The following is a 15,525-nucleotide window of genomic DNA, read 5'->3' on the forward strand; positions in this document are numbered from 1 at the left end:
ATTGTTTCAGTTTGATGACAGTTTAATGAAGCGGCAGTGACACAACCTGTGGCAATCATCGCGGTCATTGCGGAACCGCATGGAACGGGCCGCTCCGGGCAGCAGGCGAACGCGAACTTCATGTTTTGATTCAACAACGTCGTCAGAGACGGATCACATAGTCCTTGCGAGTCGTTTCAATGACTTCCCAGGTACCCTTGAAGCCCGGCTTTAAGATGAGGCGGTCGCCTGCGCGCAGATGAAAGACCTCACCGTCGTCGGCTGTCACAATGGAATAGCCGGAGAGGATGTGGAAGTACTCCCATTCGTCATAGACGATCCTCCATTTGCCCGGTGTCGCTTCCCAGACACCGGCATAAAGGCCGCCATCGGCCTCGTCGAGGTTCCAGGTTTGGAAAATCGGGGCTCCCGAAATGAGACGATCCGCTGCGGGCGCGCCTGCCTCGGGCTCGACGCCATCGACATTCAGTTGCAGATAGGTTGCCACTTAAGTCCCCCGTCGAACGCGCTTCGCCAACGAAAAAAAATCCGCGACCACTCTTTGGCGATCGCGGACCGAGACAAGCATGAAATGCGCTGCTATCAAAGAGGCCGATGAGCTTTTTCGGCTTCCTGCCGGTCCGGCCTTCAGACGTTTGCCAGGGCCTGCTCCAGGTCGGCAATGATGTCCTTCACATCTTCGATGCCGATGGACAGGCGCACGACATCCGGACCGGCGCCGGCCGCGACCTTCTGCTCGTCTGTCAGCTGCTTATGCGTCGTCGAGGCGGGATGAATGACGAGCGAACGCGTGTCGCCGATATTGGCGAGATGCGAGAAGAGTTCCAGCCCCTCCACCAGCCCCTTGCCCGCTTCGTATCCGCCCTTCAGGCCGAAGGTGAAGACGGAGCCGGCTCCCTTTGGCGAATAGCGCTGCTGCAGGACATGGTTCGGATCATCCTCCACACCGGCATAATTGACCCAGGCTACCTTCTCTTGGCCCTTTAGCCAGCGCGCGACGGCAAGCGCATTATCGGAGTGGCGCTGCATGCGCAGCGGCAACGTCTCGATCCCCGTGAGAATCAGAAAGGCGTTGAACGGCGAGATCGCCGGACCGAGATCGCGCAGACCGAGGACGCGGCAGGCGATCGCGAAAGCGAAATTGCCGAAGGTCGCATGCAGCACGATGCCGTTATATTCCGGCCGCGGCGAGGACAGCATGGGATAATTGCCCGAGGCGGACCAATCGAACGTACCGCCATCGACGATGATGCCGCCCATGGAATTGCCATGGCCGCCGAGGAATTTCGTCAGCGAATGCACGACGATATCGGCGCCATGCTCCAGCGGCCGGATGAGATAGGGGCTTGCCATGGTGTTGTCGACGATCAGCGGCAGGCCATGCTTGTGGGCAATGGCCGCGATCGCGGCAATGTCGACGAAGGTGCCGCCCGGATTGGCAAGGCTTTCGATGAAGACGGCGCGGGTGCGCCCGTCGATCTGCGCCTCGAAGGTGGCGGGATCCGCGGGATCGGCCCAGCGAACGCGCCAGTCGAAATTCTTGAAGGATTGGCCGAACTGATTGACCGAACCGCCGTAAAGCCGCTTGGCGGCGACGAAATTGTCGCCCGGCTGCATGATGGCGTGGAAGACCAGCAACTGCGCCGCGTGACCCGAGGCAACCGCAAGGGCTGCCGTTCCGCCTTCGAGAGCCGCCACCCGCTCTTCGAGCACCGCCTGCGTCGGGTTCATGATCCGGGTATAGATATTGCCGAATTGCTGCAATCCGAACAGAGCAGCCGCGTGATCCGCATCCTGAAAGACAAAGGATGTCGTCTGGTAGATCGGCGTCGCGCGGGCGCCGGTCGTCGGATCCGGCTGCGCGCCCGCATGGATTGCCAGCGTGTCAAAGCCAGGATTGTTCGTCGGCATGATCTTCCCTCCCACCAAAGCCTATTCTGATGGGACGATCATAGCGGCGGGGATATGAAAGTTAACCGCGAACTTTGCCGTGCTTTCCGGCTCGCGGAAAAAACTTGCCATATTTCAGTGAGTTCGCGCGATAATCGGCCGAATGGCGGCAGCCGCCCTTGCCCGATCAGGCGACCAGACGCGGGTATTCGATGGCCGGGCAACGGTCCATCACGACCCTGAGGCCCGCCGCCTCGGCTCTTGCCGCCGCCGCGTCGTCGCGCACGCCGAGCTGTCCCCAGATGACCGGAGGCCGGGGGTCGATCATGATGGCTTCCTCGACCACGGACCGGAGATATTCGGGCGCCCGGAAAACGTCGACCATATCGACGGGCTCCGGAATGTCGGCCAGATGCGCATAGACCCATTGCCCGAGGATTTCCTTGCCTGCCTGCCCGGGATTGACCGGGATGACGCGATAGCCCCTGTTCAAAAGATAGGCCATCACGCCGTTGCTTGGGCGCGCAGGATTGGGCGAAGCGCCGACAAGCGCAATGGTCCTAACGGACAGAAGGATATCGGCAATGTAGGAATCGTCATAATTGTCGTGGTTCATCACGAAGCCTCCCACTTCGATCACACTTGCGTTTTCTCGCAAATATGGAAACCGCAGCGACCATATCCGCGTATATACTGTATTATAACAACTTTAGGGAGGATTGCTCCGATGAAAAAAATCGTGCTGCTGGGCCTGGCAATTGCTTCCGTCGCCACCCCGGCTCTCGCCATTTCTCGATATAATTCCATGTCCATGACCTGCGCCGAAGCGCGAGCCGTCATCAACCGCGAGCGTGCGGTCATTATGCGCTATCCGGCCAGAAGGACACCCAACATGACGCTTTATGATCGTTATGTCTCAAACGCCGACTCATGCGATGTCGGCTACTATGCCTATCAGGATTACCTTCCTACCAAGGACCGAGCCTCCTGCCCTGTCTTTACATGCCGTCCGAGCACCGACCTCGATGACGACGAGTTGATTTTCCGACGTTGATCGCAGCCTCATGGCTGGTTATCGAAGACGATTGAGGCCGCTCGATACGACTACTGATTGTCCGAGGCATGGCATGCTATCGACATCGCGGCCTTGCGCGTCCTGTCATGCGCTTCCATTTGAGGCCGTTTTCAAAGCGCTTGCATGGATTTCGCCTATACCACGAAGTTGCGTTCTCTGGAAATGCAATCTTTGTTCTCTATTTATTCGCATATAAATTAGAAATGACTTATGGATTGAGGTCTGAAATGAGAACCGATTGTGAACATGAAAAATATGATATTTCATAAATTTTCCACAGAATAACTTGCACGATCGCGCGGAGATATACCCGGAAATTCGTCTTCTTTACGGCTCTATACTTGGGGCACCGGAGAGTTTTTCCATACTTCGCCCTGCATTCAGGGCGATTTCAGATTGAAATATTTTTCCCTATTTGCAGAATTATCCACTATATTCGGCGATCTGATCGACGGTATGTGAGGCTTTTGGCCGCGATTTTCTGCCGCACGGCTCCCTCAAGCTTTCCGCCAGCGGAGCGCGCTGTCGTTTTTAAGTAAGTGATGTCTAATGCTACTCCCGCGTTCACAGGACATGCGATATTTGTTCGCGCTTCATACCCCAATAAATTAGCTATTTATAATGCGCAAAAGCAGGATTTGGAACATAGAAAGAACCCATTCCAAATGCCGACTGCGCGTATTTCGCCAAATGAGGCAAGTCTCCATGACAGAGTATATTTCGTTGCTTTTTGATGTATTGCGGATCATATGAAAGCCTGACTCCCACAAAATGCCAAGCATCCGGGCCTGATCCGCCATTTCTTGAGGTTTTCCGTGTCTTTCGACGTTATCGCGCTCGTCCTTTTTGGCGCCTTGCTGCATGCGACGTGGAATGCGATCATCAAGGCCGGAACCGATAAATCGCTCGATGCGGCGCTGGTCTCGGCCGGAGGCGCGGTTGCGGCCCTGCCCTTGCTGCCGTTCCTTCCATTGCCGGCCGCTCCCGCTTGGCCGTTCATCGGCGCTTCCGCTATCCTCCAATTTGCCTATTTCCAGCTTGTCGCCGCCGCCTATCGCGCTGGGGACATCGGGCTCGTCTATCCGCTGATGCGCGGCGTGGCGCCGCTCATCATTGTCTCGACAAGCAGCTTCATCCTCAAGGAGACGCTCTCGGGCGGCGCGCTGATCGGTACGATGACGATCTGCGCCGGCATATTGACGCTGGCCTTCGAGGCACGAAAGGGTGGACGGAGGGCCATCATTCTTGCGCTTGCCAATGCCGTCGTCATCGCGACCTATACCTATGTCGACGGTATCGGCGCACGGATTTCAGGCAATTCGGTCTCATATACGCTGTGGATGGCGCTTCTGCCGCCGGTCCTTCTGTTTATCTGGGCGATCTCGCAACGCGGCATCGGGCCGGTCGCCGCCCATATCCGTTATAACTGGTGGCGCGGTCTTATCGGCGGCGGCGGCTCGATCGCCTCGTATGGACTGGCATTGTGGGCGATGACGAAGGCGCCGGTGGCAATGGTTGCCGCCCTGCGCGAGTCGTCGATCCTCTTTGCGCTGGTCATATCCGTCGTCGTCTTGAAGGAGCGATCCAGCGTCTGGCGCTATATTGCCGGCGCAATTATCGCCGCCGGAGTGCTGGTTTTGCGGCTGGGTTGACGGCAAAATGTGTGGTTTTATTATACCACATAAGTAAACTATTGATTTTTATCGCTATTTTTTTAAGGCATCCAATTCTGCAATATTGACCCTCGCGATTAATCACTCTATAAGCCGCCACAGATCGCAGCCTCACCGGGCTGCTTTCTTTTTGGCACGCATCCATGCGCGTCAAACCAAGCAACAAGAAACGCCCATACGCCTTCGGGCCAAGGGTTCCAAAAGAGAGTATGCAACATGGCAACCTTCTCCCAGAAGCCTGCAGAGGTGGAGAAGAAGTGGGTTCTCATCGACGCCGAAGGGCTGGTCGTTGGCCGTCTCGCTTCTATCATCGCAATGCGTCTGCGCGGCAAGCATAAGGCTACCTTCACGCCGCACGTCGACGACGGCGACAACGTCATCGTCATCAATGCCGATAAGGTCGTCTTCACCGGCAAGAAGTATGAAGACAAAGTTTACTACTGGCACACCGGTTACGCCGGCGGCATCAAGGAGCGCACGGCTCGCCAGATCATCGAAGGCCGCTTCCCGGAGCGCGTCGTTGAAAAGGCCGTCGAGCGCATGGTTCCCCGCGGCCCGCTCGGCCGTCGCCAGATGAAGAACCTGCGTGTCTACGCCGGCTCGAACCATCCCCACGAAGCCCAGCAGCCCGCCGTCCTCGACGTCGCCAAGCTGAACAAGAAGAACGTAAGGAGCGCCTGATAATGGCTGACCTCTCCTCCCTGAAGGATCTCGGCACGTCTGAAGCAGTTGCTGCTCCGGTTCACGTCCGCAAGGTCGACTCGTTCGGCCGCTCCTACGCGACCGGCAAGCGCAAGGACGCCGTCGCCCGCGTATGGCTCAAGGCCGGCTCCGGCAAGATCATCGTCAACGGCAAGGACTACACGGCTTACTTCGCCCGTCCGGTTCTGCAGATGATCCTGCGTCAGCCGATCGTCGCTGCTGCCCGTGACGGCCAGTTCGACATCATCGCAACCGTTGCCGGCGGCGGCCTTTCCGGCCAGGCCGGTGCCGTTCGCCACGGCCTGTCCAAGGCGCTGACCTACTTCGAACCGGGCCTGCGCTCGATCCTGAAGAAGGGCGGCTTCCTGACGCGTGACAGCCGCGTCGTCGAACGTAAGAAGTACGGCCGCGCAAAGGCACGTCGTTCGTTCCAGTTCTCCAAGCGTTAATCGCTTATCCGAGATCGGACATTGGAAAGGCCGGGGTTTCCCGGCCTTTTTCTTTTGCAATTTTGGAAAAAGATGCAGTTCCGCCAAGGCAAGAGGCATGTTTTGTGGCAAAGTCCGACCACAAGCATCGGGGGAATTCCATGCATAGATTCATCTTTTCGCTTCTGCTCTTGATCGTCAGCGTCTCGCCGGTTCTATGCGACGATGCCAAACCGGCCGAGCCAGCCGAAAGGGCGGCGGATATGCAGAGCATGAAGGATTTTCTTCAGGCGAACCCGAATTGCCGAGAGTTCAATGACAGCTGCTCTTATTGTGTCGTGACGGACGGGCGAGCCGATTGCTCGACACCGCAGATCGCCTGCGTGAAAAAGGCATATCAATGCACCGCCACATCGGGCAAATAAGCATCAACGCACTTGTCTGCGATTCATAGAATCGGAGTTCCGTTCGCTCCCCTGAGGCACGCCATGAACACGCACAGAGCATCTCCTTTTGCGGTCACTCCCGAGCCGCCCTACTACATCGTTTCCTTCGCTTCGATCCGAACGGAGGGAGACAATGGTTACGGCGCCATGGGCGAGCGCATGGAAGCGTTGGCGCTGGCGCAAGACGGCTGTCTCGGGCTTGAGAGCGCAAGAGGCGCCGATGGCTTCGGCATCACCAACTCCTTCTGGCGGGACGAGGAGAGCATCCTTGCCTGGAAGAACGTCGTCGCGCATCTGGCCGCCCAAAAACTCGGGCGCGAACGTTGGTACGAACAATATAAGGTTCGCATAGCACGGGTAGAACGAGACTATGACTTTCAGGCAAGCAAAGGAGATACTCTTGCCGAGCACGTCGATTGATCATGCCTTTACGGCGACCAGCCTGACTTCGGCCGCCAGCGACCCGACCTTCGCAGGCGCCCTCTCCTTCATGCGCCGCCGTTTCACCAAATCGCTTGATGGTGTCGACACGGTGGTGTGGGGCATTCCCTTCGACGCCGCGACCTCCAACCGGCCGGGAACGCGTTTCGGTCCGCAGGCGATGCGTCGCGCCTCAGCTATCTTCGACAACGACCCGCAATATCCCTTCAACCGCGATCTCTTCGCAGAGATGGCCGTCGTCGACTATGGCGACTGCCTGCTCGACTATGGCAATCATCAGGACACGCCGGCGGCGATCGAGCGGCAAGCAAGGACCATCCTCGACAGCGGCGCCTTCTTGCTGACCCTCGGTGGCGATCACTTCATCACCTGGCCGCTGTTGAAGGCGCATGTCGCCAAGCATGGCCCGCTGGCGTTGGTGCAATTCGACGCCCATCAGGACACCTGGTTCGACGATGGCGGACGCATCGACCACGGCTCCTTCGTTGCCCGCGCAGTGCGCGACGGACTGATCGATCCGGACTGCTCCCTCCAGATCGGTATCCGCACGCATGCGCCCGACGATTTCGGCATCCAGATTCTCCATGGCCATCAGGTCGAGGAGATGAGCGCTGGCGATATCGCTTCGATGATCATCTCCCATACCAAGGGTGCGCCGACCTACCTGACCTTCGACATCGATTGCCTCGACCCCGCCTTTGCGCCGGGCACGGGAACCCCGGTCGCCGGCGGCCCCTCCAGCGCCAAGATCCTGTCGGTGCTGCAGAGACTGCATCAGCTCGACATCCGGGGCGCCGACGTCGTCGAGGTCTCCCCCGCCTATGATCACGCCGACATCACCGCCATTGCGGGGGCGACCGTGGCGATGTATATGCTCGGTCTCCACGCCGAACGACGTGCGAGCGGTCGCTGACGCTCGATTTCGGGACATCCACGACGGTTTTCGAAGGCCGTCCTGCAGCCTCCGAAGCGACCGTTATGAAATTGAATCAACTGCATGGCAAACTGAGTCCGGAAACACTCTCAACCTATTGAAAGAGCAGGAATAAGATGGCACCGAAAATCTTCATCGATGGCGAACACGGAACCACGGGCTTGCAGATCCGCACGCGCATGGCCGACCGCCGCGATGTCGAGCTGCTGTCCATTCCGGAAGCAGAGCGGCGCAATGCCGCCATGCGCGAGGACATGCTGAACAGCGCCGACATCGCCATTCTCTGCCTGCCCGACGATGCGTCGAAGGAAGCCGTGAAGATGGTGGCGGCCAACAACAATGTCCGCGTCATCGATACCTCGACGGCTTTCCGTATCCATCCCGACTGGGCCTATGGCTTCGCCGAGATGGACAAGGATCAAGGCGGCAAGATCAAGGCGGCACGCTTCGTCGCCAATCCCGGCTGCTATCCGACGGGCGCGATCGGCCTTATCCGGCCGCTACGCGCCGCGGGCATCATTCCGGCGGGCTATCCCGTGACCGTCAATGCCGTTTCCGGCTACACCGGCGGCGGCAAGCAGATGATTGCGCAGATGGAAAACCCGGACCATCCGGATGCGATCACCGCACCGCATTTCCTCTACGGCCTGCCGCTCACCCACAAGCATGTGCCCGAGATGACGACGCATGGTCTGCTCGACCGCGCGCCGATCTTTTCGCCCTCCGTCGGACGCTTCCCGCAGGGCATGATCGTCCAGGTACCGCTGTATCTCGGCGATCTGGCAGAAGGCGCAACGCTGGAAAGCATCCACGCCGCGCTGTCGGCCCATTATGCCGGCCAGGATATCGTCCAGGTTATCTCGCTTGAGGAGAGCCGCGCCCTGCCCCGCGTCAATGCCGTCGAGCTTGCCGGCCAGGATACGATGAAGCTCTTCGTCTTCGGTACGCCGGGTGGCGCACAGGTCAATCTGGTGGCACTGCTCGACAATCTCGGCAAGGGCGCATCGGGCGCCGCCGTGCAGAACATGGATCTGATGCTCGGCGCCTAAATCGCGCGAGGAAAATCGAAGTTCCAATGCCCGGTCCGATCGTCCTCAAAGGATTGATCGGGCCGGGCTTTTATTATGTCAGTGCCATTTCGCGCCCGCGAATCCGCCCGGCCTTATTTCCGCCTTCTCGCTAAATTAGCTGGCACTGCACGGAAATGTGATCGGCCATGAGGCTCCGCGACCAATTGTCGGACGGATTTGCTCTTTAACGGCTTCACTGACCGGATGAGTGGGGCGTTCAAAACTATCCCTTTTTCAATGAATATCCGAGAATGAACCATCGTAAAGGAATTGGTTACCATAATTCGGCATGCTTCCAGACAGTCGGCAAGTCGGCGGCCAGACGCGGCTTTCGCGTTGGGGCGCGTGTGCGTTTTTGAGCCGGCGTAGTGTCTGTGTAGTTTGGATAGCGAGTATCATGGCGTTTGCGACCGATACCTTCGGTAACTTCAATTCGCGTTCCGGCTATGCCCCGCGATCGAAAAAATCCTTCCGCATCCGTCCCGGTACCTTGGCCACCGGTGTTGCCGTAGCGGCCTTCGCCTGGATCACCGCGACGCTGATGACAACGCAATCCATGGTGCTGGCCCTCCCCGGGGCTGCGGCTTCGACCGACAATTTCCTGGCGCCGCGTGCGTCGGCTTTCATTGTTACGCAGAACCATATCATGCGTCCTGCCCGTCTCGCCGCCCAGACGACATCGCTGCATGAGCAGAGCCGCTTCGGCAGCGTGGCGGACGCAGACGTTCAAGCGAAAGCCGCCGGCGCGGATGCGGTTCGCTTGAAACTGGCGAACGCTCTGGCGCAACAGACCTCCGAGATCAAGCAGGCGCAAAACGCCGCGGCCAGCATCAAGAGCGGCCGTATCGAGGTGGCCGCAGCTTCGCCGGAGACGATCGACCATCTGCGCAAGGTAATCGCCATAAACTTCGCCACCGCGGTGCAGCAACTGAACCAGGTGAAATATGCCGCCGCTCTCATGCCTGCGGCGGGCCCGGCAAAGACGATCGCGCAGCCGCCTGTCATTGCCAGGGCAGCGCCCGACGTGAGTCTGCCTGCCATCGCCGAAGCGAAACCATTGCCCGCCAAGGATGCCGACATTGCCGTGGCCGAGGCTGTGCTCAACGTCATTCCCGTGGCCCGCCCTGCCCGCGAAACACCCCTGCAGAGCGCCGGCGCCACCGCCGCTATCGCCAGGGCAACGGGCGACGATGCCGCCGCTCAGCCGCCGGCGCGCGCAATGGCCTATGCGGACCCGGACGACAGCTCCGTGCGCAAGACGAAGCCCTTCATCAACCCCTTTGCCGCCATCAGCCCGGGCCAGGGTACTGCGATCTACGATATCGAGGCAAAGACCGTCTACCTGCCGAGCGGCGAACGCCTCGAGGCGCATTCCGGCCTCGGCCACATGCGCGATAATCCCCGCTATGTCGACCGCAAGAACACCGGCCCGACGCCGCCTGAAACTTATAGCCTGACATACAGGGAAAGCTTGTTTCATGGCGTGCAGGCGCTACGCCTGACACCCGCAAGCGGCGCCCGCGTCTATGGCCGCGACGGCTTGCTGGCTCACACGTATATGCTCAGAGGGGGCCGTGCCGAATCGAACGGCTGTGTGGTCTTTAAGGATTACAGCCGCTTCCTCGCGGCCTTCAAGCGCGGCGAAATCAAGCGGTTGAAAGTCGTCTCGCGGGTGTCGTCAGCGGCAAGCGTTGCTTCGGCGCGCTAGAGCCGGATGTCGTCGAAAACCGCCTAAACTTTTCGGCATCACGCTCTAAAAGTATCGAGGCGCGATGCGCCTCAATTTCTTACGACGATCGACGTCTGGCGCGGTAGTTCACCATAGAAACCGCGCCAATTGGCGATTGCAAAGCCAAAGACGATCAAGGCACCTGCCTGATGCGCGAGGGCCAGATGCAGCGGCACATGCAGCAGCAGCGTCGAAATGCCGAGAATTGCCTGTATCAGCACGAGCACGAACACGACGACGGACCGGCGTGCATGCGTCGTTTGCGGCGCTGCCCGCAGTGAGATGATCATGTTGAAGGCGACGACGATGAACAGCGCATAGGCGCCGAGACGATGGACGAACTGGACCGTCTTCGGATTCTCGAAGAAATTGATCCAGCCCGGCGACTGTATGAAAAGGTCCCCCGGCACGACGGCGCCGTCCATCAGCGGCCAGGTGTTATAGGAGAGGCCCGCATCGAGGCCGGCGACGAGCGCGCCGAGATAGATCTGGAACAGCGCCATGAAGGCGATGAGACCAGCAATCATCGCCGAATAACGCGTCGGCGGCGGCTCGTTCGAATGCGGCGACAGAGCGCGCATGAACCACATGCAGGCTGCGAAGATCAGACAGGCGGTCACGAGATGGATGGCCAGGCGATACTGGCTGACATCGGTGCGGGCCTCGAGACCGGAGGAAACCATCCACCAGCCGATCGCTCCCTGAAGACCGCCGAGCACGAAAATGCAGGCCAGCGGCAGCCAGAGTTTGCGCTCGACACGGCCGGTGAGGACGAAGAACAACAAAGGCACGCCGAAGATGATGCCGATGGTGCGCGCCAGCAGGCGATGCGCCCACTCCCACCAGAATATGCTCTTGAACTCGTCGACTGTCATGTCCTTGTTCAGGAGCTGAAATTGCGGGATGCGCTTGTAGAGGGTGAACTCCTCTTCCCATTCCTGTGCATTCAGCGGCGGGATGACGCCGTGGATCGGCTGCCATTGCGTGATCGACAGGCCTGAATTGGTGAGACGCGTCGCGCCGCCCATCAGCACGAGGCCGAACAGAACCAGAAGCACGCAGGCAAGCCAGACGCGGATGGCGCGGCGATTGCGGTCCTGACGGGCCACTTCCTTCAAAATAACCTGTTCGGTCGTAAAATTAGTGGCGGCCATGGCGTCTCCCTTCGATCAGGCTGTTGATTTGCCCGATAGGGGCGTGCAAAACAAGTCCCGGGAGTTTGCGGCATGCCGTCGCGGCATGTCGTCGTAAAGAGGAGAAAAACCCGGTGCCGCTTCGCCTGCGCAAATTCATAGGCATGATCTTGCTCGTGCTGTTGGTTGCAATCTATGCGATCGTCGCCATGATCGTTGCGGTGCGAACGCTTGCGGATCAACCCGGCTGGGTTCATTTCCTGTATTTCTTTTTCAGCGGCATCATCTGGGTATTGCCGGCCATGGGCATCATCAAGTGGATGGCCGGACCGCGCCCGCAATGACGCCGGCCGCAATGCAATTTACACAAGGCTAACCCTGATCCGCGCCTTATCCGGTGCGACTGTCCCATCTTAAGCCAAAAATAAGCCGTTTCCCGCCAGACTGCCTTCGAACGCCGCCGGAGCGGAGAAGATCGGATGCAGACCCAAATGCGAGATATCGCCGGCATGCCCTCCGCCGAGGCAGCGGATGGGCGCACTGCACCCAGTCGGATAGAGCCGGCCAGAGCCAACCGTTTCCGGGTCGACATCTTCGACAGCATGGCGCCGCTCGAAGCCGAGTGGCGAATGCTGGAGCAGGACAATCTCGCCTCGCTGCACCAGAGCTATGATTGGTGCGCGGCCTGGGTGGAGAGCTTTCGACATCCTCTCGCCATCGTTCGGGGTTCCATCGGAGATCGTCCAGCCTTCATCCTGCCGTTGGAGATCGTTCGCAGCCGTGGAATAAGGCGGGCGGAATTCATCGGGGGCCGTCACAGCAACATCAATACCGGCCTGTTTTCGCCCGAGTTTCTCGCGAATGGAAAATTGACCTCGGCGCAGGCCGTAGCCATCGCGGCTGCCTTGCACAGCAGGGCGGATCTCGCCATCCTGCGCAATATACCGTTCGAATGGCGTGGCCGCACCAGCCCGCTCGCTTCTCTGCCCGCCGTCGAAAACCAGAACCATGCCTTCCAGATGCCTTTTCTTGGCAGTTTCGAAGCAAGCCTCAAGCAGGTGAACGCCAAGCGGCGGCGCAAGAAGTTCAAGCATCAAAGCAGAATTCTCGATGCCAAGGGCGGTTACGAATATGTGATTGCCGGTCCCGATCAGCAGGACGCTCTCCTGGACCTGTTCTTCCACCAGAAGGCGATCCGCTTCCGCGATGCCGGCCTGCCAGACGTCTTCGACGATGTGCCGACCAAAACGGCGCTGCATGCACTGCTGCATCCGCGCGGAAACAACGATTTCGACGCGACGCTGCAGATGCATGCACTGCGCCTCAAGGGCGAGCATGAGGGGCATATGCCGGCGATCGCCGCTCTCTCCCGAAAGGGAGATCACGTCATCTGCCAGTTCGCCTCCATCGACGAGACGCTGGTTGCCGAGGCGAGCCCTGGCGAGTTGCTGTTCTGGCTGATGATCGAACGGCTGCATCGTGAAGGCGCCGCCCTCTTCGATTTCGGCATCGGTGACCAGATCTACAAACGCTCCTGGTGCTCGATGAAAACCGTGCAGCATGACTTGTTCCTGCCGATCTCCGGCATGGGTCATCTCGCCGCAACGGCACAACGCGGCATGACGCGCGCGAAAGCGGCGATCAAGTCCAATCGAAAGCTCTATGCCTTCATCCAGCGAATGCGCGCACGCCGCGGTGCCGACGCAGCGGTAGCGGGCGATACTGACGGAGACTGATCAGGCTGCGTCGCGGCGCGTGTCCGGATCATGCTCCTCGCGCCAGCCGGCCATCAGGATGATGTGTTCATAGCCCTCTTTCTGGAATTCCGTCATCGCGGCGATGAACTGGCCTTCCTCGGGCTCCGGCATGGAAAGGATGATTTCCGTGTCCTTGCTGCGCGTCAGCCGCGCGACACCGGAAACTTCGGCCGCGCCGCATTCCACCAAAACGATGTCATAGGCCGAACCGAGCGCATCCAAGATCAGCGACAGGCGGTCGGCGCCACGCATGGCGCGGGCGAGGTCGCTCGTGCCCTGCGGCACGAGATGGGCATCCGACAGGCGATCCGGGTGGATCGTATCGCCAAAGGCCGCTTCGGCGCAAAGCAGATCCGTCACGCCGGCGAGCTCGCCATGTTCGGCCATCAGCCTGGAGGGGCATCCTGAACCGGTCATGTCGACCAGCACGACACGACTTCCCGCGTCGGCGATGGTCCGCGCCAGGATCACCGTGGCGGTGGATCCGTCGTCACCGGTCGGAGATATGGCAATAGCCAGCCGCGATCCGTTGTCGATCAAATAGTCGGCGACGGATTGGATGGAGAAATCCTCCTCTTCCTCCACCGCGTGAATCTCGCCCTTCGGTTCATCTTTTTCATCGGTTGCGGGGTCCGCAGCCTGGACCGGGATTTCCCCCACCGGAACCGAAAGCAGGCTGGCGTGCATCTCGCCGCGACTTGTCCTGACGGCGGCGCGAGCCGGCAACACGTCGGTATCGGCTTGGACATCGGCTTGAACCCGCTCAGGCGTTTCGGCCAAGGCTGCCGCTTCCTTGCGGGCAGGACCGATGGGCCGCAACGCCCGGCCGCTGAACAACTCCGCGAGCATGATGACGATGGCAGTCAGGATGAAAGTTGCCAAGGTTGCGACGACGACGATGGGACCGACCTTCGGGAACGACGGATCGACCGGCTCGACCGCGGTGGAGACCACGCGGGCATCGGCCGGGCTGGAATTCTTGTCGACGCGCGAGGTGGCCTCACGATAGCGTGCGAGATAGGTTTCGAGCAATTGCCGCTCGGCAGCAGCCTCGCGCTCCAGCGCGTTGAGGCCGACTTCGTCCTCCCCTGCCCGCGCGCTGTCGGCCTTCAGCGTGTTCGATTGCGCCAATAGCTGCTGCTCGCGCAGCTGCGCCACCTTTGCCTCATTTTCGATACTTGCCAGAATTTTCTGGGTCTCGCGATTGATCTGCTGTCGGATATCGGCGAGCTGCGCACGCAAGCTCTTCAAACGAGGATGGCCGTCCATCAGCGTCGTGGACAGATCCGAGATTTGCGATTCCAGGCCCGATTCCGTCGCCTTCAGCCGCTGAATGGTCACCGACCCGGAGACGTCGGAGAGCGTGTCGGTGGAGCGGCCGCTGGACAATGCGCTGCGCACGGCCTGCGCCCGCGCCTCGGCATTGGCGCGATTGCCGCGCACCTGGGCGAGCTGCGCAGAAATATCCGCAAGCTGCTGTGTGGCGAAATTACTGTTCTGGCTGGTTTGAAGAAGGCCGTTGGCCGAGCGATAATCCGCAACCTTCTTTTCGGCCTCGCTGACCTTATCGCGCAGCTTGGCGATCTCCGGCTCGAGCCAGCGTGTCGCCTCGCTGTTGGAATCGAGTTTGGCACCGCTTTGCATCGACAGATAGACCTGCGCCATCGCATTCGGCACGCTGGCCGCAAGATCCGGATCGCGGGAGGTAAAGCTTATGCCGATCACGCGCGAGCTGTTGATCTGATAAACCTGCAGGCGGGTGCTGAAGGCATCCAGCATCCGCTCTTCCGGTGCCTTGTCGGCGGCGGTGCGCTTCAGGTGCAGCTTGACGAGAATATCCGAGAGTGCGGAGCTGCTGTTTCCGGCGGCGAATTCAGGACGATCGTAGAGCTTCAGATTGGTAATGACCTGCTTGATCAGATCCGCCGATTGCAGGATCTGCACCTGGCTGGCGATGTTGAGCTCGTCCAGCAAGGGCGCGGAACTGGAGTCGTTGCCGGTCGTCGTCGTCGCGAATGCCGGCGCGCGCTGCTCTATCAGAATACGCGCCTCGCTGCGATATTCCGGCGAAACGAACTTCGCGAAGACGAAAGCCAGACAGGCCCCCGCCAGCGTGATGGCAATGACGCGCATCCGCCGCTGCCACACGGCGCGGAAGAGCTGCGCGAGATCGATGTCCACATCCTGCTGGGTGTTGCTGACACCGGACATATACAAGAACTCCATAATAGAAAGCCAAAATTAATC

The 15,525-nt window shown here is 59.7% G+C and carries 15 protein-coding genes; 10 read left to right on the top strand and 5 right to left on the bottom strand.

Going from position 1 to position 15,525, the window contains the following annotated elements:
• Positions 1-142 precede the first annotated feature (142 nt).
• The 3 genes from HGP12_RS30760 to HGP12_RS30770 all read right to left on the bottom strand — a co-directional run bounded on the left by HGP12_RS30760 (position 143) and on the right by HGP12_RS30770 (position 2,506).
• Complete coding sequence (locus HGP12_RS30760) at positions 143-487, bottom strand: cupin domain-containing protein (protein WP_168843728.1); 345 nt, start codon at positions 485-487, stop codon at positions 143-145.
• 140 nt (positions 488-627) lie between these two features.
• The gene (locus tag HGP12_RS30765) at positions 628-1,911 is read right to left on the bottom strand and encodes an O-acetylhomoserine aminocarboxypropyltransferase (protein WP_168843729.1); all 1,284 of its coding nucleotides are present in this window, start codon (positions 1,909-1,911) and stop codon (positions 628-630) included.
• A 166-nt stretch (positions 1,912-2,077) separates the two neighbouring features.
• Entirely contained in the window at positions 2,078-2,506 is a 429-nt protein-coding gene (locus tag HGP12_RS30770) for a CoA-binding protein (RefSeq protein WP_112344184.1), read from the bottom strand.
• A 111-nt stretch (positions 2,507-2,617) separates the two neighbouring features.
• Here HGP12_RS30770 and HGP12_RS30775 point away from each other — a divergent pair, with 111 nt between their 5' ends.
• The 8 genes from HGP12_RS30775 (at position 2,618) to HGP12_RS30810 (ending at position 10,367) form a co-directional block, all read left to right on the top strand.
• Positions 2,618-2,944: a hypothetical protein gene (locus tag HGP12_RS30775; protein ID WP_168843730.1), complete on the top strand. Its 327-nt coding sequence runs from the start codon at positions 2,618-2,620 to the stop codon at positions 2,942-2,944.
• Between the two features lie 836 nt (positions 2,945-3,780).
• Complete coding sequence (locus HGP12_RS30780) at positions 3,781-4,617, top strand: EamA family transporter (protein ID WP_168843731.1); 837 nt, start codon at positions 3,781-3,783, stop codon at positions 4,615-4,617.
• Between the two features lie 237 nt (positions 4,618-4,854).
• Entirely contained in the window at positions 4,855-5,319 is a 465-nt protein-coding gene (gene rplM / locus HGP12_RS30785) for a 50S ribosomal protein L13 (protein ID WP_168843732.1), read from the top strand.
• Between the two features lie 2 nt (positions 5,320-5,321).
• Complete coding sequence (rpsI, locus tag HGP12_RS30790; RefSeq protein ID WP_168843733.1) at positions 5,322-5,789, top strand: 30S ribosomal protein S9; 468 nt, start codon at positions 5,322-5,324, stop codon at positions 5,787-5,789.
• A gap of 467 nt (positions 5,790-6,256) precedes the next feature.
• Complete coding sequence (locus HGP12_RS30795) at positions 6,257-6,634, top strand: antibiotic biosynthesis monooxygenase (protein ID WP_168843734.1); 378 nt, start codon at positions 6,257-6,259, stop codon at positions 6,632-6,634.
• Positions 6,615-7,568, top strand: a complete 954-nt coding sequence (speB, locus tag HGP12_RS30800) for an agmatinase (RefSeq protein ID WP_168843735.1) — start codon at positions 6,615-6,617, stop codon at positions 7,566-7,568. Before HGP12_RS30795 ends, speB begins: the two co-directional genes overlap by 20 nt.
• A gap of 137 nt (positions 7,569-7,705) precedes the next feature.
• Positions 7,706-8,638: an N-acetyl-gamma-glutamyl-phosphate reductase gene (argC, locus tag HGP12_RS30805; RefSeq protein ID WP_168843736.1), complete on the top strand. Its 933-nt coding sequence runs from the start codon at positions 7,706-7,708 to the stop codon at positions 8,636-8,638.
• A gap of 418 nt (positions 8,639-9,056) precedes the next feature.
• A complete protein-coding gene (locus tag HGP12_RS30810; protein ID WP_168843737.1) occupies positions 9,057-10,367 on the top strand; it encodes a DUF2778 domain-containing protein in 1,311 nt (436 codons plus the stop codon).
• Between the two features lie 71 nt (positions 10,368-10,438).
• Here the strand turns inward: HGP12_RS30810 and HGP12_RS30815 are convergent, their stop codons facing one another.
• Positions 10,439-11,542 carry a COX15/CtaA family protein gene (locus HGP12_RS30815; protein ID WP_168843738.1) on the bottom strand — a complete coding sequence of 368 codons (1,104 nt, stop codon included), beginning with the start codon at positions 11,540-11,542 and terminating at the stop codon, positions 10,439-10,441.
• A gap of 113 nt (positions 11,543-11,655) precedes the next feature.
• Between HGP12_RS30815 and HGP12_RS30820 the strand changes: the two genes are divergently transcribed.
• Positions 11,656-11,865, top strand: a complete 210-nt coding sequence (locus HGP12_RS30820) for a DUF2842 domain-containing protein (protein WP_047627098.1) — start codon at positions 11,656-11,658, stop codon at positions 11,863-11,865.
• A gap of 135 nt (positions 11,866-12,000) precedes the next feature.
• Positions 12,001-13,257 (top strand): GNAT family N-acetyltransferase, encoded by a 1,257-nt coding sequence (locus HGP12_RS30825; RefSeq protein WP_168843739.1) that lies wholly within the window; start codon positions 12,001-12,003, stop codon positions 13,255-13,257.
• Here the strand turns inward: HGP12_RS30825 and HGP12_RS30830 are convergent, their stop codons facing one another.
• Positions 13,258-15,489, bottom strand: coding sequence for an exopolysaccharide transport family protein (locus HGP12_RS30830; protein WP_168843740.1), 2,232 nt, complete (start codon positions 15,487-15,489; stop codon positions 13,258-13,260).
• Between the last annotated feature and the right edge of the window lie 36 nt (positions 15,490-15,525).

This window comes from Rhizobium sp. P28RR-XV, assembly GCF_012641385.1.
In the GTDB taxonomy this organism is placed as follows: domain Bacteria; phylum Pseudomonadota; class Alphaproteobacteria; order Rhizobiales; family Rhizobiaceae; genus Rhizobium.